This is a genomic window from Gemella taiwanensis (genome assembly GCF_054054385.1).
Window position 1 is genome coordinate 1 of record NZ_JBSMTL010000014.1, and the last position, 17,972, is coordinate 17,972.

Below are 17,972 nucleotides of genomic sequence, written 5' to 3' on the forward strand. Positions count from 1 at the left end.
CTAGTTTTTCTTCTGGATTCCACTTCTTATTTTTTGTTTTATGTCGCAAGACACTTACTCCTAACGAATCAACCATTCTTTTCCATTTTCTAATAGTATCTTTAAATTTTCTAGTGGTTATTCCGTTCGGTGTTTCTGGATATTCCCCTCTTTCATACATCTCAACACATTTTACTTTAAATTCAAAACTATAACGCATAAAAATACCCCTTTCACTGGTTTGTCCAGTAAAAGGGGTACATATCAAATCACGATTTTTGAGTCACTCCCATTTTTGTTTTTTCATAAATTTATAGTACAAACTTAATGAAGAAATCACAAAAAAAGCAACTAGAAATCTAGTTGCTTTCTTCATTAATAAAATTATTTTGATTTTTTCTTAGGTGCATGGATACACATATCGATACAGTCAGCCATTGCTTCATATAAAGCTTCTGAGTATGTTGGGTGACCATGGATAATATCCATAACATCATCAATTGTCATTTCTGTTTGGATTAATGTTGAACCTTCGTTGATAATTTCAGCTGCAACTGGTCCTACAATGTGGATACCTAAGATTTCTCTGTATTTAGTATCCATAATTACTTTAACGAATCCTTCTCCGTGGTTAGATGCTAATGAACGTCCGTTAGCTCCAAAGTTGAATCTACCAACTTTAACATCATATTTTTCACGAGCTTGGTCTTCAGTTAAACCAACCATTGCGATTTCAGGGTGAGTGTAGATTGCTGCTGGAGTAGCTTTAAGATCAACTTTTTTGTGGTGACCCATTGCATTTTCAGCTGCGATTTCTCCCATCTTGAATGCTGCGTGAGCTAACATTTTAACTCCGTTAATATCTCCAGGAGCGTAAATTCCTTTAATAGAAGTTTCCATGTATTCGTCAACTTTAACACGTCCACGTTCCATTTCGAATTTATCAGCTAATTCTCCAAGACATGTGTTATCTGGAACACGTCCGATAGATAGTAATACTTTATCAACTACGATATCTTCTTTTCCTTCAACTTTAACTACTACTTCGTGACCTTTGTCAACAATTTCTAATAATTTAGTTGATGTAAGAACTTCAATACCTTGTTTTCTGAATTGTTTTTCTAACGCTACAGATGCATCTTTATCCATGTTAGCAATTAGACGATCAGCCATCTCAACGATAGTTACTTTAGAACCGAATGTAGAGAATGCTTGTCCTAATTCAGAACCGATTACTCCTCCTCCGATTACTGCTAAACGAGATGGTACTTCAGTAATATCTAAGAACTCATCACTTGTAAGTACTTTATCGCTATCCATTCCTGGAATGTTAATTCTACTTACTTTAGAACCACCAGCTAAAATTACGTTATCAGCATCGATAGTTTCTTTTTCGTCAACAACGATTTTCTTATCAGCTGTTAGACTTCCTACACCGTTAAATACTTTAACACCGTAAGATTTAAGTAATCCAGCTACTCCACCAGATAGAGTTTTAGATACTTTGTTTTTAACTGCTACAGTTTGTTCCATATCAACTGTAAATGCATCATTTACAAGTTTGATACCACGATCTTTTGCAGAACGGATGTAGTTAATAATTTCAGCATTGTGTAAGAATGTTTTTGTTGGAATACATCCACGGTTTAGACATGTTCCACCAAGTTCACGGTTTTCTACTAATGCTACTTTTCCTCCTAATTGAGCCGCTTTAATAGCTGCTACATATCCAGCAGGACCACCACCGATAACTGCTACATCATATTCTCCACGACGTTCACGTTTTGGTAATACTTCTTCTGCTTTAGTTTCAGGTACTTTAACATCAGCTGCTACTTCTTTAACAACTTCTTGAGCTGCTGCAGTTGCTCCATCAGCTCCTGGTACTGCTTCACCAGGTTGTCCAATCCAAGCGATTGTTTGAACTACTGGTACAGTTGATCCAGCTGGGTGAAGAATTTTTAATAATGTTCCACTTGCTTCAGCTTCAACTTCCATATTAACTTTGTCAGTTACGATTTCAAGTAGGACTTCACCTTCTTTTACTTCGTCACCTTCTTGCTTAAACCATTGTACGATTTCGCCTTCTTCCATTTCACTTCCGGCTTTTGGCATAATAACTTCTACTGCCATGTTATAATCACTCCTTAATACACTTTTCTCTTATTTTCTTCTATTATATCATATAACTTTATTAAATTAGTAATGATAGTGGATTTTCGATAGCTTCTTTCAGAGTCTTCATGAATTTAGCTCCTTCTAATCCGTCAACAACACGGTGGTCCGCTGTTAATGTTAATGTCATAATTGGTCTTACAGTAACTTCACCATTTAATACTACAGGTTTTTGAACAGTAGCACTTACACCTAAAATAGCTGTATTTGGTTGGTTAATGATTGGCACGAAGCTTTTAACTCCATACATACCTAAGTTACTGATTGTAAATGTTGAGTCTGCCATTTCATCTGGTTTTAATTTACCAGCAAGAGCTTTAGTTGTGATTTCTTTAGATGCTACTACAAGCTCTTTAAGACTCATCTTATCTGCACCTTTAATTACTGGTACTACTAATCCACTATCCATACCAACAGCGATTGATAAGTTTACATAGTGGTGTAAATACATTTCTTTTTCATCACTTGATAATGAAGCATTTACATATGGGTGTTTCATTAATGATTTAATTACCGCTAATGAAATAAAGTCTGTAACTGTTGCTTTTTTACCAGTTTCTTCGATGATTGCATCAACAACTTTTTTACGTAAAGCTAATAATTCTGTCATATCAACTTCAACATTAACTACAAATGTTGGTGCGCTGAAGTAAGATTCGCTCATACGTTTAGAAATAACTTTACGCATTGGTGACATTGGTACAGTTTCAACGATTCCCCATTGATTTTCATTTGGCGCTTTAACAGATTTTTTACCTGGTTGAGCAATTTCTTCTTTTTTAGCTGGTTCTGCTTTAGGTGTACCGTTAAGTACTGAAAGAACGTCAGCTTTCATGATTTTACCATTTGGTCCTGTTCCAGCGATACTTTCTGTATTGATTCCTTCAACTTGAGCAATACGTGCTGCAAGTGGAGAAATTTTAACTTTAGAGTTTAGTTTGTAATCTAAAACATCATCCTTGTGGATACGACCTTTTGCACCTGTTCCTTTAACTTTAGATAAGTCAATTCCTTTTTCACGAGCATATGCTCTAGCTGCTGGTGTAGCACGAAGGCCTGAATAATCAATTACTTCTACTTCTTTAACTGGTGTATGATCAACTTTTTTCTCAACAACAGTTTCTGCTAGAGCTACTTCTCCTGTTGAAGTTGCCCCAGGAATTGCTTCACCTGGTTCACCAATCCATGCGATTGTTTGAACTACTGGTACAACATCTCCTGCTTGTGCTAATATTTTTAATAATGTTCCGCTGGCATCAGCTTCAACTTCCATATTTACTTTATCTGTTACGATTTCTAATAGGACTTCACCTGCTTCGACATGGTCACCTTCATTTTTGAACCATTGTACGATTTCGCCCTCTTCCATTTCACTACCGGCTTTTGGCATAATAACCTCTACTGCCATGTTTTATTCACATCCTTCGCTAACTAAATTTTTATTTTTTATTTACAGCTTTTTTAATTGTTTCTTTGATGTCTTCTACATCAGGCACAACTAATTTTTCTAAGTTTTTAGCTGATGGAATGTGTGTGTCAGCTCCTGCAACACGGTAAATTGGGCTATCTAAGAAATCAAATGCATCACTTTCTGCGATACGAGCAACGATTTCTCCACCGAATCCACCAGTTTTGAATGAGTCGTGACATACAACTAATTTTCCTGTTTTTTGTACAGATTTAACGATTAAGTCTGTATCTAATGGTACTAATGTAATTGGGTCAACTACTTCTACTGAAATTCCTTCTTCTTTTAACTCTTCAGCAGCTTTTAAGCTACGCTCTAACATTCTTCCCCATGATACTAATGTTACATCAGTACCTTCTGCTTTGATGTCACCTTTTCCGATTACACCAATTTTACCTACTTCTACTTCACCTTTACGTCCGAATAACGCTTTTGGTTCGATGTAGATAACAGGGTTGTTATCTCTAATTGCAGCTCTTAAAATTGAATAAACATCTCCTGCTGTACCTGGCGCTACTACTTTAAGACCAGGAATGTGACAGAACCAAGCTTCTAGAGCTTTAGTATGTTGAGCCGCAGCACCTGTTCCAGCACCTGATGCACAACGATATACTACTGGTACTTGTACTTCTCCTCCTAGCATATAACGCATTGGCGCTGCTTGGTTAACGATAGCATCCATACCAATTGTTACAAAGTCCATGAATGTTACGTCTACGATTGGACGCATACCAACTGAAGCAGCACCTGCAGCAGCACCACAAATAGCAGCTTCACTGATTGGTGTATCGATAACACGTTCAGAACCGAATTCTTCTAACATTCCTACTGTAGTACCGAAGTCACCACCGAAGATACCAACATCTTCACCCATTAAAAATACATTTTCATCTTCACGCATTTCGTGAGTCATAGCTTCTTTTATGGCTTCACGAACTGTCATAATTTTTGTTTCTTTAGTCATAACTATTAATCTCCTATTATATAAAATATTATTTAAATTATTTTAACCTAAAATATTAGTCAGCGTAGTTATCTTGGAATGCAATTGAACCATCAGCAAATGGTGATTCTTTAGCAAATTCTACAGCATCATCGATAGTTGCTTTTGATCTATCTTCGATTTCTTTTAATTCTTCTTCTGTAGCAATTCCATTTTCTAATAAGTAGTTTTTATATTTTACGTTAGGATCTTTAAGTTTCCATTCTGCTACTTCTTCACGACTACGGTATTTACCAGCATCTGAAGCTGAGTGTCCAAACCATCTATAAGATACTGCTTCAACTAAAACAGGACCTTTTCCACTTCTAGTGTGCTCGATAGCTTCTTGCATTGCATCATATACAGCTAACACATCGTTACCATCCTCAACATGGATTCCTTTGATTCTGTATGAAGCAGCACGTTCAGTAATCTTTTCAACACGCATACATCTTTCTTGAGCCATTGAGATACCATATTTATTGTTAATCACGTAGAAAATAAGTGGTAAATCCCAGTTAGATGCCATATTTAAACATTCGTGGAAGCTTCCTTCGTTAGTAGCTCCATCACCCATACAGCAAATTACAATATTACCAGTTTTTTTCATTTTTTGAGCTAGAGCGGCACCAGTACTTAGACCGTGTCCTCCACCAACGATACCGTTACATCCCATGTTTCCTTGTTCAAGGTCATAAACGTGCATACTTCCTCCACGTCCTTTACATTGACCTGTTTCTTTACCAAGGATTTCAGCCATCATACGGTCAATTTCAATACCTTTAGCAATTGTTTGACCGTGACCACGGTGGTTAGAAAACATTAAGTCTTCTTTTCTTAACGGATAAATAGCTCCAACGTTAGCAGCTTCCTCTCCTACTGAATAGTGAGTCATACCGTGAACTAGACCACGAGAGTATAGTTTACTTAACTCCATATCAAAATCTCTAATAAGGTGCATTAGTTCATACATTTCTAAATGCTCTTGTTTAGTTAAATCTTTTGATGTTTTTACCATAATAACCTCCAAAGTTTGTATATATATAAATGTGTATAAATTATGTTTTAATCATATATTACTATAATAATATACAACGTTTTCGAAAAAAAGTCAAATCAATGAACTCAATAAAATAACAATATTTATCTCAGTAATATTTTTTAACTCTGTACTACTACAATCCATTATAATTGAAAAACAGAGTGAGACAGATTTCTTTCGTTTGCATATAATATCATTTTTCTTATTCTACACTTTATATAAACTCTCTTTAAATTTTTATAGATACAGAATAAAAATAAACTAATTAAAGATAATAAAAATAGGTTTTTTAGAAAATTATGTTGTTTATTAAGAAATTAATCAAGAATAATAAGTTTAATGTGAAGCGTTTTCCTATATGTTTATATACTTTTTAACACTTAAAAATTGAAGTTAATTAATTATTCTTCAGCAATTATGTAAACTTCAAATTTTCACGAAGTAACCTATTAAATGCACTAATGTGTGTTAATTATTAAGATTTTTGATTGTGATTAAGCTACTCATCATATAAAAATATCATTCATTATAATTATTCCCAGTTCATAATACTATATATACTTATACCAGCCCAAAAAAAGAGAGATCTGACACTTTCTCAGATCTCATCTTTAACTATGCAGCGTGTTTATCACAGTGACAATCACCAGTTTTGCAATTTCCACATTCACAATCTTCTTTTGCATTGTGGCATCCGCATGCACAACCTTCTTTACAGTCACAAGTTCCTTCAACACAATTTCCACATTTGCAATCTTCTACTGCATCATGACAGTGACAGTGGTGTTCGCATTCACATTTAGTCATCTTTACCGCCTCCGTATTTTTATTCTATACTTAAATTTTATATTGTTTTATATAACAAGTCAATAGATTCTCGTCTTAAGTAACTATTACGATTTATAACTGGTAAATCGTAATAGAGACAATTTCATAATTATTGCAATTAATAGGTAGAATCACATCTTAATATAATATTCTACCTATTACATTACAATATATTATTCACTTACAAGTGTTCCATCAACTAAGTAACATTTAAGTTTCTCGATGTTTTTTTATTTTTATAGAAGAAATCATATCTTAAATTATAATTATACAAAAGTACTAAATACAATATTCTCTTAATTGTGGATATTGTGTTATAATAAAATTGAAATTAAGAATTTAAAACTTAATCAATTCTACTTTTATTATTCTTTATATATTACTTTTCATATAAAAAAGGGAGGGAATTATATGAAATATAACAAATGCTTAATCATTACTTTTCCTATTTTAATCATACTAGTTTCAGCATTTTTTTATACAAAAAACATCATCTATTTCTACTTAACTATTCCGATATGTATCTACGCGAGTTTTGTAAGATATTTTCAAGAAAAAAATAAGTTATTAATAAAAACAAATAAAATCTTGAATCTTTTAATTTATGAACAATTTATTTACACTACAGCAGTACTAATAGCATACTTAACAATCCCTTTAAATTTTATTAGTAAAATTAGAAGTATAGAATACACCTATGCTGCATATACAATTTCTGGAATTTTACTCCTAATATCTGCAATACTTCATATTAACCGTACTCTGCTTATAAGACAAGAACTACGAAAAAACAATTCTAAATAACAAAAAAAGAAATCAGCTCGCTATCGAACTGATTTCTTAATTTTTCTTACACTAAAATATTTATCAAATGAATTTTCTATGTCTTCAACCGCTACTACACCTATTAATACAACGGTTAAAATAAATATTCCTAAAATTAAAAATGATGGGTTTTCAACATAGTTAATATACGTTACGAATGGAAGACTTGAATAGAATCCAATCGTTAAACTTTTTACGATAATTGCAATAACTAATGTACAAAGTATCATAATTAAGAATAAATTAATTGATAAAGCTGCTAGACAGCCAAAAAATGTAGCAACACCTTTCCCACCTTTAAACTTAAAGACAATAGGTTTTATATGCCCTAATAATACTAAAACTATGCATATATATATTATTTTAGAATCAACAGCTAAAATCTTTAAAAGGATAACTACGAAAAATCCTTTGAAGAAATCTACAGCTAATACAAATAAAAACGATCTAGGACCTAAAATTCGTCCTGCATTTCTAGCACCAGCATTACCTGATCCTTTATTAGTAAATTCTTCTTTATATATTTTTTCTAATAATTTCCCACCCATTATATTCCCAATAAGGTAGGCTAAAATCGCGTAAATTACTATTGAAATCATAACTTTTCTCCTCTCGTAAATTTATTTTTTATAATTCTTATTCCTTCACTTAAAAACATTAGACATCCTATAGAAAATGGAACAACATAATATGATAATCTGTATATTACAATAGTTGCTCCTATTATTTCTGGATTAATTCCTAAGTTTTTAAGACCAATTAGGACTAATGTATCAAAAGTACCTAATCCTCCAGGAATCATAGTTAATAAGCCCACTATTGAAGCTACTATTATAACTCCCATTATTTGCAATTCCTTATCAGCAACTAAATCACCTGTATAAAAATATAAAATCATTAGTATGATAAGGGCCGCAAAAACCCATTCTAAAAAAGAAATCACCGTTAATTTAACACTTAAGTATCTATCCGTTCTAATTCTTGGTTTTCTTAAATTAAAGAATAGATACAAAGGTAAAAATAATGACATTAGAATTAAAGAATAATAAAAAATTTTATTATCAGCATATAACGCCTGACCTGGAAATACATTAAGAACCACAAAAATTGATAACAAACTAATACCTGAAAGCATAGAAATTAAAATCATTCCTATCGCAGTAAATAATGTTTTTCCGTTTTTTGTATAAGGTTTATACATATAATATCTAAGTCCAGCACCAATAAAGCCACCAAAACCCAGAACCATATTCAGTGTGTTAGTCATAAAGCTGATTTTAAAAATACGGAATGAAGACATATTTTTCGTTAAATTAATGGCTTTAAGGACAAAATAATCATAAAGACACAAAATACTTATACCGAATAAACCGAATAATAAAACTACTAAAAATTTCACCTCTCCTATAGTTAAGGTAAGATGATGTATTTTTTTAAAATCTAAACTAACTATCTCTTTTTTAAAATAGGAAAAAATTAAATAAAATATCAATAATCCCAAACTTATCTGAACTAAATTCTTCAAATAATTAAAGGATCTTCTTTCAGTAATATTTTTCATTTTTCTTTTCCTTAAATAATATTTATCTACTTTATCTTAACATTTTATAGCTTTTTTTTCAATACAATTAATTACATAAAATTATGACTATAACATTTTCTAATCTACATATTCATATAACTTATCTTCATATTCATTATATAATTCTGGATAACCTTTTTTAACTGCTTTTAAAAATGTTTTTCGAATTTTATTAACTTTTTGTACATAAATCAAAATAAACATCAATGTAAATATTACAATATACAAAATTAACATCTCAATTAAAAATGTTCCAGGGGCTCCTTGATAGACTCCAAGAGCTAATATAAGTGCAACTGAAAAAAAACCTGCTGCTACTGCAGCTCTGAAACCTTTTTTATATCTTGTATAATCATCTTTTACAATTTTACAGATTATATCTAGTTCTTCTTTTGTATAGCCACCACTTTTTATTGATTTCAAAGTATATCGCGGAAGTTTTTCAGCTGTTAATACTAAAAATAATTTCGATAATATAGTTATCATACTTTCCCTCCTACTTCATATAAATATTACAGCAAAGAAAAGCTTTTGCTCTCCTTTGCTGATCTATAATTAATTTTAAAGTTTTTTAATTAGTTCTGTAGTTAATATAGATGAGTTTACTGCTGCTATTTGTAAGAATTCATCAAAGGTAACTCGCGTTCCTTCTTCCGCTTTATCACTTACGCTACGGCAAACTATAAATTTTGTTCCAAATTGGTAACAAGCTTGAGCAATCGCTGCTGCTTCCATCTCAACTACTTGCATATTAGGAAAGTTTTTTAATATTCCTTTTTTCAACTCTTTATTAGAGATAAATGAATCTGATGTTCCTACTAAACCAAAGTGAATATTATGATTTGGTAAGTTGATTTCAGAAGCTAATTTTTGTAATTTTTCATCACTCTTATATGCTGCTGGCATTTGTGGAACTTGACCAATTTCATAGCCAAATTCTGTTGCATCAACATCAAAATGTCTCACCTCTGTAGCAACAATCATATCACCAATTTCCATATCACCTTGCAGTGCACCACATGTACCAATATTAATCACATACCCTGGTTTATAGTGATCTAATAATAGAGTTGTAGCAATAGCAGCATTCACCTTCCCAGGTAAACTTAACATAAGAACAATATCTCGTCCTTCATATTTACCTTCATAAAATGTTACATGTGCTATTTTTTTCTCTTGTAAATTTTCTATTTTTTCTTTTATTATAGCCACTTCTTCTGGCATTGCACCGATTAATGCTATCATAATACTATTCTACCGCTAGAATTTTGATATCCATTGAATCTTCAGGTCCAGTTGGTAATGATACTTTCGCAACATCTCCTACTTCTTTTCCTAATAAAGCTTGTGCTACTGGAGATTCATTTGAAATTTTGTATTCAAATGGGTTAGCTTCCGCACTACCTACGATTTTATAAGTTTCAGTTAAACCATCAGGTAATTCTTGATAAGTTACTGTGTTACCAAGACGAATTGCACTTGATTTTTCATCTAATTCGATAATAACAGCATAACGAATCATTTGTTCCATTTCTAGAATTCTTTGTTCGATAAATCCTTGTTCATCTTTTGCTGCATCGTACTCAGAGTTCTCAGATAAATCCCCGAAACTACGTGCAATTTTAATTTTTTCAATTACTTCTGGACGTTTTACTTTTTTATAATGTTCTAATTCTTCAACAAGTTTGTCATAACCTTCTTGGGTCATTTGATATTCTAATTTTTCTTCTAAAGCCATAGTGGTACTCCTTTTTTTAGTCTACTCTATATTATATCTTTTTTTTAATTATTTTGCTAGTAGCGATTTAATTTTTGTTATTAAAATGTCGATAGCTATATCGTTATATCCACCATCTGGAACAATAATATCTGCATATTGTTTAGTTGGTTTAATATATTTTTCATGCATCGGTCTTACAGACACTAAATATTGATTAATTACTGATTCTACAGTTCTTCCACGTTCATTAATATCACGTAATAATCGTCTTAGAATACGAAGATCACTTGGCGTGTCAACGAAAATTTTAATATCCATTAACTCACGTAGTTTTTCTGAATACAATCCAAACATACCTTCAATTATAATTACATCTTTAGGTTCTTGGTGTTTTTGTTCTTTACTACGAGTGTGATTTACATAATCATAAACCGGAAGCTCGACAGCTTTCCCTTCAATTAATTCTAATAAATGATTATAAAGTAATTCATTGTCAAATGCACTCGGATGATCATAATTTGTTTTAACTCTTTCATCCATAGTCATATGGCTTTGATCTTTATAATAATAATCTTGCTCAATTAAAGCAACTTTATCTTGAGTAAGCTCGTCTATAATTCTTTTAGTAACGGTTGTTTTACCACTACCGCTTCCCCCAACAATACCAATAATTTTTGGTCGTTTTGTAGTCATTATCGTCCCATTTCCTTTCGCATCATATTGCTTTTAAATACTCTAGAGTCTAATTTTGTTCTAATAATTTGAAGTGGATGTCTTGCTGCATCTAACAATTCACCATCTTCATCATAAATTTCCCCGATAACCTGTCTAAAAGTATCAATCTCAGGTCCAAAGAATTCAACTTCTTGACCTGTTTTAAAGAAGTTACGTTGTTGAATTGTTGCAATTTGAGTTTCTTCATCATAGTGAAGAACTTGTCCAACGAAATCATAATTTGTTTTCTTACCACCCTCATTTCCAAACATCTGTTCAGAATACTTAGGTATTTCATAGAAGAATGACATCGCTGTATCTCGGTTAGCACATTTATATAATTCTAATTTATATTCTGGCGTCATCTCAAAGTTATCTGGATCTGCACAATAATCGTCAATTAGTTTTCTATACACACTTGCAACTGTCGCAACATAGTGAATAGATTTCATTCGCCCTTCAACTTTTAATGAATCTATACCCAACTCAATAATTTCTGGTACTGCTTCAATTAAAGTTAAATCTTTAGGACTCATCGCATATGGATTTGCACCTTCATCGAATAACTTAGTATCTTCATCAGTTCCTTCTTCATAAAGGTCATAGTTCCAACGACATGATTGACAACAACCTCCACGGTTACTATCACGTGCCGTCATGTAGTTACTTAAAGTACAACGTCCTGAATATGCTATACACATTGCTCCGTGTACAAACATCTCAATCTCAACATCTGTTTTTTCACGAATTTCTTTTATTTCTTCATATCCTGTTTCACGTGCTAATACAACACGGTGTACTCCTTCACTTTCCCAATATCTAACTTCTTTATAGTTTGAGATAGATTGTTGTGTACTGATATGTACCTCTACTTTCGGAGCAACTGCTTTACATCTTTCGATGATATATGGATCTGCAACGATTATTCCTCTAACACCTGCATCTTGAAGTGCCATTAAAAATTCATCTAATCCCTCAAAGTTTTCATCGTGCGCGATGATATTCGCTGTTACATAAATATCAGCTCCATATTTTGCAGCAAATTCACAACCTTCTTTTATTTCTTCAATCGTAAAGTTATCTGCGTTACTACGAAGTCCAAACTCCTGTCCACCTAAGAACACAGCGTCTGCTCCGTAGTGAATAGCTATTTTTAATTTTTCTAAGTTTCCTGCTGGAAGCAGTAGTTCTGGTTTTTTTGTTATTACTCTCTTGCCGTCTCTAATTTCTGAAATATTTGGTATTGCCATAAGTTTAGGTCACATTCAAGTATGACCCATCCTCCTTGTCTTTTTTATTAGGTTTTAGATAGGAAACCTTATCCTTTTTCAAAATCCAAAAATATGATTAGTACATAGTTTTCTTGTAGAAGAATCCTAAGTCAACTTCTCTATATTTCGGTTTAATTATTTCTATATCATTATAGAAATCTTGTTTTTCATCTTCGTATGCTTCTTTATCTTCGTAATAAAGATCAATAGCATCACGATAAATCGTTACTACTTCTGTAATGTAATCTTCATCTTTTAGAACACCCTCAATTTTAAATGCAGATACTCCTGCTTCTATTAGACGATCTAATTCTTCAATAGCACAAATATCGTTTGCACTCATAATATGTGTTCCGTTAGAATCTTCAAAAATTGGGTAACGTTCATTTCTATCTTGGCTATATAAGAATAATTTTTTCGAATTGCTATATTCCTCGATATATTTTTCTTTACCACTGTACATGAAGTAATTATCAACTAATTTTCTTACTGATTGGAACATACAAAGCATTCCTTGTACCTGAACTTCAATCTCATACTCACTTTTTCCAGTAATTTCAAGAATTTCATCGATTGTTAATTCTTTTGAAAGACATGTTCTATATGCTCCACGTTTCCCCCAATAATTACATGAGAATGAATTTGTTGCTAATGTATGTGGATCCCATTGAAGTTTGAAATCTAAATTCTCTTCTCTTAAAATTGTAATAATTGTTGGTTCTCCATATATTAAAGCATCTACATTTAACGTTGATAGGTAATGTAAATAATCAACTAAATCATCAATGTCTTCATTGTGGAAAATTGCATTAACACTAACATATGCTTTTTTCCCTGCTTGGTGAATAATCTCGATAGCTTTTTTTAATTCGTCTCTTTTAAATTCTCCTGCAAGTCGTAAACCATATTTTTCTTCACCGATGACGAAGCTATCAGCTCCAACATTGATAAGTTCATAAATATGGTCTACACTTTTCGGAGTTACTACTAACTCTACAGTCATTTTAAATCCTCTCGTTAATTAAATTTTATGAGAATAACTCTCTTTTTTCTTCATTAAAAATAAATTATATCTTTCATGATAATAATTTATTGTTGCTGCAAAAGCTCCTCTTTCTATTACTATATACTCAGTCTTATTCAATTTATTAGGTGAATCATATGCTAGCAAGTTTAAATCCTCATATTTTTTAGATGAAGCATAACCTCCGAAAAATAAAACCATTACAAAAATCCAAAGAGTAGCAAATAAACCTATACCTATAATAATAAATTTACCAAATAATGAAGCTAAAGAATTACTACCAAAAGTGTTCATTATCCTAATGAGCATTTCCCAGCCTTTTATAATAATTAATAATACGGCTATATAGTATAAGTATGGATAATATATCATTATCAACGCATACTCCGTACTAGCTTCTAATATAGCATTTATTATAAATAATAAAAATAAGAAGATAAAGTATGCAGCTATAAAAAAATTAAATTTTTTCATTAACATATACTCCTCTATTTTCTCGTTGTTATAGTTATTCCATCTCCAAATGGCAATATTACACTCTCATAGTTTTCATGTTTTAGTAACCATTCGTTGTAATTATTAATTTTTCTAGAAAGTTGTTTTAAGTCTCTACTATGTTTAATAATACTTGGATCTGCAACCATTCCCTTGAATAGCACATTATCCGTAATAACTACAACATCTTCAGCAAAATATGGTTCATATAATTCAAAAAACTTTCTACTTTGACTCTTAGCACCATCGATGAACACTACATCATATGGTGCATTTGTTATAACTTCACCTTGAAGTTCTAATGCATCAGCATGAAGTAATGTTATTTTATCAGTAAGATTTCGCTTTTCAATATTGTTTTTTGCTTCGTTATACATCTTATCATCTCGCTCAATAGTAGTAACATTACAGCCTATTCTCTCAGCTAATTTAATTGATGTATAACCAATTGCAGTTCCTATTTCTAATAAATTCTTAGCTTTCTTAACTTTCAGCATTTGAATTAAAAATCTTATTCCGATTTTATCAATTATTGGAACTCTATTTTCTTCAGCAAATTTCTCTAATTCTAAGTAAAATTCATCAAAGTCTTCTAACAAATCTATAACGTATAAGTCATCTTTTGATTCTATCGCAACCATGTTTACCTCCATATTTATACATCATTATATAATACCATATAAGTTGGTATAAATGCAATTATAAAGACTAAAAAAGGAAGTAACCTTATTAATCATGATTTTATAAAAATCACTAATACAAAGTTACTCCCACATAGCTTAAAATGAACTAAATCCATCTAAATATAGAAAAGTCTATCTCTTATCAAATTTACTATTTTTAACATCTACTAAAATCTTTTATTCTATTTCTTCAATCCTTTTCTTATGAAATCTATAGAAACATAGACCATGTATAAAAATACAGCAAAACCAATAATATTACCAATCGGACTAGTAATTGCCTTATAAAAATAATCTAAATCATTCATAATTCACATCTCCTTTTTTACTACTTTATCATAATACTATTCCTTACAATATTCTAAGATAAATTATTATCAGTGTCTCTCCTTTTAAATTTTAATAACCTATTTTTCCTTAATTTTCCCTTTTTTATTTGTAGAAACGAACAGTATTCATTACAATAAAGTCAACATATATTCTTTACTTAATTATACAAAATTAAGTAAGCGATGTCAAAAAATTCCATGAAGAAAAAGAGGTTAACCAAGGTCAACCTCTAAATTTTAAATCTTATTTTTCAATTGCTTGAACAGCTGTAATTAATGAAAGTTTGTATACATCTTCTGCATTACATCCACGAGATAAGTCATTTACAGGTGCGTTTAATCCTTGTAAGATTGGTCCTACAGCTTCAAACCCGCCTAGACGTTGAGCAATTTTGTATCCAATATTACCAGCTTCTAAGCTTGGGAATACAAATACATTAGCATCCCCTTGTACTTTTGAATTAGGAGCTTTTAATTTAGCAACTGAAGGTACAACTGCAGCGTCGAATTGTAATTCCCCTTCTACCGCTAATTCAGGTGCATTTTCTTTAACTAACTTAGTAGCTTCTGCTACTTTTGTAGTATCTTCAGTAACAGCTGAACCTAAAGTAGAGAAACTTAACATTGCTACTTTTGGATCAACGTTGAAGCTTTTAGCTGTTTTAGCACTTTCAATTGCGATTTCTGCTAATCCTTCAGCATCTAATGTTGGGTTAATCGCACAGTCAGCAAATACATAACGTTTGTCTTCTTTACTCATGATGAATGCACCACTTGTACGTTTTGTACCTGGTTTTGTTTTAATAATTTGTAATGCTGGACGAACAGTGTCTCCAGTAGAGTGAATTGCTCCAGATACTAATCCTTCAACTTCACCAGTGTACACTAACATAGTTCCGAAGTAGTTAACATCTTTTAATAATTCACGTGCTTTTTCTTCAGTTACTTTTCCTGCACGACGTTCTACAAACTTAGCAACTAATTCTTCTAATTTTTCGTAGTTTTCGTGATCGATAACTTCTAGGTTAGAAGCATCTAAAGATAATCCTTTAGCGATTTCTTCTACTTTTTCTTTTTTCCCAACTAACACAGGTTTAACATAACTAGTAGCGCCTAATTTAACAGCCGCTTCTAATACACGCTCATCATATGCTTCTGGTAGTACGATACGTACATTTTTCCCTTCTAATTTTTGTTGAAGTTCTACAAATAAATCATTTGCCATCTTCATTTCCTCCTAATTGTATATAATATCTTTAATATGTCTTATCGGCTTTAAGCTTAAAGCGTCAAATAAACTTCCCTTACCTAAAATTGTGTAGCCTAGCAATAATCCAATATAAAATATAATTATCATTAAGGCTATATTACGCAAGTATCTTGTTAACTTATCATTTAGTTTCATAATGAAATCCTACTCGTCTATTCTTTGAATATCTGCACCTAATTTTCTCATTTTTTCTTCGATGTCAACATATCCTCTATCAATATGATAAATATCAATAACTTTAGTAGTTCCCGTTGCCATTAATCCCGCAATAACTAATGCCGCTCCAGAACGTAAGTCTGTTGCTCTTACAGTAGTTCCTTCTAAATGAGGTAATCCTTCAATTAGTGAACTTCTACCTTCGATTCTAATCTTAGCATTCATTCTACGTAGTTCTTCTACGTGCATGAATCTATTTTCAAAAACTGTTTCTGTTATTGTACTTGTACCATCAGCTAAAAGTGTTAACACACACATAATAGATTGCATATCAGTTAAGAAACCTGGGTGTGGTAGAGTTTTAACATCTACAGGTTTTAAACTATCCAACTTATTACTTACACGCATAGAGTTTTCATCTACTACTTCAATGTTAACTCCCATTTCACGCATTTTACTCACTAAAGCAACATTATCTTTGTATGGAGCTCCTTTAATAAGAACATCTCCTTTAGTTGCTGCAGCTGCAATCATGTATGTTGCCGCTTCTACACGGTCTGGCATAACTGAGTATTCTGTACCTACTAATTTCTCAACACCTTCTACAACCAAAATAGAAGTTCCTTTTCCTTCGATTTTAGCTCCCATTTTAATTAAGAAATTAATCATATCTTCAATTTCTGGTTCTTGTGCAGCATTAACAATTGTAGTTTTCCCTTTTGCTAAACAACTAGCCATAATTACGTTTTGAGTTCCTCCTACACTTGGGAAATCAAAGAAGATAGTTGTTCCTTCTAATTCTTTTTCTGCACGAGCTTCTACAAACCCTGCATCTTGAATAATTGTTGCACCTAGTGCTTCAAATCCTTTTAAATGTTGATCAATTGGTCTACTTCCAATTGAACATCCTCCTGGCATCGCTACTTTAGCACTTCCTTCACGTGCTAGCATTGGACCTAAAACTAAAAATGATGCACGCATTTTACTAACAAATTCAAATGATGCCTCTGTTAATAATGGATTTCTAGCATCCATTTCCAATGTATTTTCATCTGGTCTATAATCTATTTTCACTCCTAGACTCTCAAATAACAATCCGATTGTTTTAATATCTGATAACTTAGGAACGTTATAAAATTTACTTGTACCCTCTGTTGCCAATAATCCAGCTGCTAATATTGGTAAAGCTGCATTCTTTGCACCAGAAACTTGTACTTCTCCTATTAAAGGTGTTCCACCTTTAACAACTATTTTTTCCAAGTTGTTTCCTCCATCTCTATATTTACATTTTATATCACATATAATACTACCACAAATTAAAGAATAAATAAAGTTTGAATAATTATTTTAATATTTATTTTATTAAAAAATATAGTTTCTTTTATCGAATAATAAAAAACTAATTTAAGTTACATAAATGAATAATTAT

Annotated in this window: 19 protein-coding genes and 1 pseudogene; all 20 read right to left on the minus strand. The window is 31.7% G+C overall.

The window, feature by feature from the left end:
* Positions 1-199, minus strand: a pseudogene (locus tag ACWOA3_RS07975) (hypothetical protein); the annotation flags it as partial.
* Between the two features lie 164 nt (positions 200-363).
* Positions 364-2,112 carry a dihydrolipoyl dehydrogenase gene (gene lpdA / locus ACWOA3_RS07980; RefSeq protein ID WP_456885208.1) on the minus strand — a complete coding sequence of 583 codons (1,749 nt, stop codon included), beginning with the start codon at positions 2,110-2,112 and terminating at the stop codon, positions 364-366.
* Between the two features lie 61 nt (positions 2,113-2,173).
* Positions 2,174-3,562, minus strand: a complete 1,389-nt coding sequence (locus ACWOA3_RS07985; RefSeq protein ID WP_456885210.1) for a dihydrolipoamide acetyltransferase — start codon at positions 3,560-3,562, stop codon at positions 2,174-2,176.
* A gap of 31 nt (positions 3,563-3,593) precedes the next feature.
* Positions 3,594-4,586 (minus strand): alpha-ketoacid dehydrogenase subunit beta, encoded by a 993-nt coding sequence (locus tag ACWOA3_RS07990; RefSeq protein ID WP_456885212.1) that lies wholly within the window; start codon positions 4,584-4,586, stop codon positions 3,594-3,596.
* Between the two features lie 55 nt (positions 4,587-4,641).
* Positions 4,642-5,622 (minus strand): thiamine pyrophosphate-dependent dehydrogenase E1 component subunit alpha, encoded by a 981-nt coding sequence (locus tag ACWOA3_RS07995; RefSeq protein WP_003146774.1) that lies wholly within the window; start codon positions 5,620-5,622, stop codon positions 4,642-4,644.
* Positions 5,623-6,261: 639 nt separating this feature from the next.
* A complete protein-coding gene (locus tag ACWOA3_RS08000; protein ID WP_271964816.1) occupies positions 6,262-6,453 on the minus strand; it encodes a hypothetical protein in 192 nt (63 codons plus the stop codon).
* A gap of 845 nt (positions 6,454-7,298) precedes the next feature.
* Positions 7,299-7,898, minus strand: coding sequence for a glycerol-3-phosphate acyltransferase (locus ACWOA3_RS08005; protein WP_003146778.1), 600 nt, complete (start codon positions 7,896-7,898; stop codon positions 7,299-7,301).
* Complete coding sequence (locus tag ACWOA3_RS08010) at positions 7,895-8,860, minus strand: lysylphosphatidylglycerol synthase domain-containing protein (RefSeq protein ID WP_456885214.1); 966 nt, start codon at positions 8,858-8,860, stop codon at positions 7,895-7,897. Before ACWOA3_RS08010 ends, ACWOA3_RS08005 begins: the two co-directional genes overlap by 4 nt.
* Positions 8,861-8,959: 99 nt before the next feature.
* The gene (locus ACWOA3_RS08015) at positions 8,960-9,367 is read right to left on the minus strand and encodes a hypothetical protein (RefSeq protein WP_456885216.1); all 408 of its coding nucleotides are present in this window, start codon (positions 9,365-9,367) and stop codon (positions 8,960-8,962) included.
* Positions 9,368-9,442: 75 nt separating this feature from the next.
* Positions 9,443-10,126 carry a 5'-methylthioadenosine/S-adenosylhomocysteine nucleosidase gene (gene mtnN / locus ACWOA3_RS08020; protein ID WP_456885218.1) on the minus strand — a complete coding sequence of 228 codons (684 nt, stop codon included), beginning with the start codon at positions 10,124-10,126 and terminating at the stop codon, positions 9,443-9,445.
* 4 nt (positions 10,127-10,130) lie between these two features.
* Complete coding sequence (gene greA / locus ACWOA3_RS08025) at positions 10,131-10,619, minus strand: transcription elongation factor GreA (protein ID WP_048802056.1); 489 nt, start codon at positions 10,617-10,619, stop codon at positions 10,131-10,133.
* 48 nt (positions 10,620-10,667) lie between these two features.
* A complete protein-coding gene (gene udk / locus ACWOA3_RS08030) occupies positions 10,668-11,294 on the minus strand; it encodes a uridine kinase (RefSeq protein ID WP_003146783.1) in 627 nt (208 codons plus the stop codon).
* Positions 11,294-12,565: a peptidase U32 family protein gene (locus ACWOA3_RS08035; protein ID WP_003146785.1), complete on the minus strand. Its 1,272-nt coding sequence runs from the start codon at positions 12,563-12,565 to the stop codon at positions 11,294-11,296. Before ACWOA3_RS08035 ends, udk begins: the two co-directional genes overlap by 1 nt.
* A gap of 97 nt (positions 12,566-12,662) precedes the next feature.
* Positions 12,663-13,589, minus strand: a complete 927-nt coding sequence (locus tag ACWOA3_RS08040) for a peptidase U32 family protein (RefSeq protein ID WP_456885220.1) — start codon at positions 13,587-13,589, stop codon at positions 12,663-12,665.
* Positions 13,590-13,607: 18 nt separating this feature from the next.
* Positions 13,608-14,084, minus strand: coding sequence for a hypothetical protein (locus ACWOA3_RS08045; protein WP_456885222.1), 477 nt, complete (start codon positions 14,082-14,084; stop codon positions 13,608-13,610).
* A 14-nt stretch (positions 14,085-14,098) separates the two neighbouring features.
* Positions 14,099-14,746: a class I SAM-dependent methyltransferase gene (locus tag ACWOA3_RS08050; protein WP_442566357.1), complete on the minus strand. Its 648-nt coding sequence runs from the start codon at positions 14,744-14,746 to the stop codon at positions 14,099-14,101.
* Between the two features lie 224 nt (positions 14,747-14,970).
* The gene (locus ACWOA3_RS08055) at positions 14,971-15,096 is read right to left on the minus strand and encodes a hypothetical protein (RefSeq protein WP_456885225.1); all 126 of its coding nucleotides are present in this window, start codon (positions 15,094-15,096) and stop codon (positions 14,971-14,973) included.
* Positions 15,097-15,361: 265 nt separating this feature from the next.
* Positions 15,362-16,342 carry a phosphate acetyltransferase gene (gene pta, locus ACWOA3_RS08060; RefSeq protein ID WP_003146794.1) on the minus strand — a complete coding sequence of 327 codons (981 nt, stop codon included), beginning with the start codon at positions 16,340-16,342 and terminating at the stop codon, positions 15,362-15,364.
* A gap of 12 nt (positions 16,343-16,354) precedes the next feature.
* Positions 16,355-16,522, minus strand: coding sequence for a DNA-directed RNA polymerase subunit beta (locus tag ACWOA3_RS08065; protein ID WP_003146795.1), 168 nt, complete (start codon positions 16,520-16,522; stop codon positions 16,355-16,357).
* 9 nt (positions 16,523-16,531) lie between these two features.
* The gene (murA, locus tag ACWOA3_RS08070; RefSeq protein WP_003146796.1) at positions 16,532-17,803 is read right to left on the minus strand and encodes a UDP-N-acetylglucosamine 1-carboxyvinyltransferase; all 1,272 of its coding nucleotides are present in this window, start codon (positions 17,801-17,803) and stop codon (positions 16,532-16,534) included.
* Positions 17,804-17,972 lie beyond the last annotated feature (169 nt).

What these genes read in the sequence shown, in the direction of transcription:
- ACWOA3_RS08065 (WP_003146795.1), bottom strand. Translation starts at nt 16,522, where the DNA reads ATGAAACTAAATGATAAGTTAACAAGATACTTGCGTAATATAGCCTTA.
- ACWOA3_RS07990 (WP_456885212.1), bottom strand. Translation starts at nt 4,586, where the DNA reads ATGACTAAAGAAACAAAAATTATGACAGTTCGTGAAGCCATAAAAGAA.
- ACWOA3_RS08050 (WP_442566357.1), bottom strand. Translation starts at nt 14,746, where the DNA reads ATGGTTGCGATAGAATCAAAAGATGACTTATACGTTATAGATTTGTTA.
- ACWOA3_RS07995 (WP_003146774.1), bottom strand. Translation starts at nt 5,622, where the DNA reads ATGGTAAAAACATCAAAAGATTTAACTAAACAAGAGCATTTAGAAATG.
- ACWOA3_RS08035 (WP_003146785.1), bottom strand. Translation starts at nt 12,565, where the DNA reads ATGGCAATACCAAATATTTCAGAAATTAGAGACGGCAAGAGAGTAATA.
- mtnN (WP_456885218.1), bottom strand. Translation starts at nt 10,126, where the DNA reads ATGATAGCATTAATCGGTGCAATGCCAGAAGAAGTGGCTATAATAAAA.
- ACWOA3_RS08040 (WP_456885220.1), bottom strand. Translation starts at nt 13,589, where the DNA reads ATGACTGTAGAGTTAGTAGTAACTCCGAAAAGTGTAGACCATATTTAT.
- lpdA (WP_456885208.1), bottom strand. Translation starts at nt 2,112, where the DNA reads ATGGCAGTAGAAGTTATTATGCCAAAAGCCGGAAGTGAAATGGAAGAA.
- ACWOA3_RS08015 (WP_456885216.1), bottom strand. Translation starts at nt 9,367, where the DNA reads ATGATAACTATATTATCGAAATTATTTTTAGTATTAACAGCTGAAAAA.
- pta (WP_003146794.1), bottom strand. Translation starts at nt 16,342, where the DNA reads ATGGCAAATGATTTATTTGTAGAACTTCAACAAAAATTAGAAGGGAAA.
- ACWOA3_RS08005 (WP_003146778.1), bottom strand. Translation starts at nt 7,898, where the DNA reads ATGATTTCAATAGTAATTTACGCGATTTTAGCCTACCTTATTGGGAAT.
- ACWOA3_RS08055 (WP_456885225.1), bottom strand. Translation starts at nt 15,096, where the DNA reads ATGAATGATTTAGATTATTTTTATAAGGCAATTACTAGTCCGATTGGT.
- udk (WP_003146783.1), bottom strand. Translation starts at nt 11,294, where the DNA reads ATGACTACAAAACGACCAAAAATTATTGGTATTGTTGGGGGAAGCGGT.
- ACWOA3_RS08045 (WP_456885222.1), bottom strand. Translation starts at nt 14,084, where the DNA reads ATGAAAAAATTTAATTTTTTTATAGCTGCATACTTTATCTTCTTATTT.
- ACWOA3_RS08000 (WP_271964816.1), bottom strand. Translation starts at nt 6,453, where the DNA reads ATGACTAAATGTGAATGCGAACACCACTGTCACTGTCATGATGCAGTA.
- ACWOA3_RS08010 (WP_456885214.1), bottom strand. Translation starts at nt 8,860, where the DNA reads ATGAAAAATATTACTGAAAGAAGATCCTTTAATTATTTGAAGAATTTA.
- greA (WP_048802056.1), bottom strand. Translation starts at nt 10,619, where the DNA reads ATGGCTTTAGAAGAAAAATTAGAATATCAAATGACCCAAGAAGGTTAT.
- ACWOA3_RS07985 (WP_456885210.1), bottom strand. Translation starts at nt 3,562, where the DNA reads ATGGCAGTAGAGGTTATTATGCCAAAAGCCGGTAGTGAAATGGAAGAG.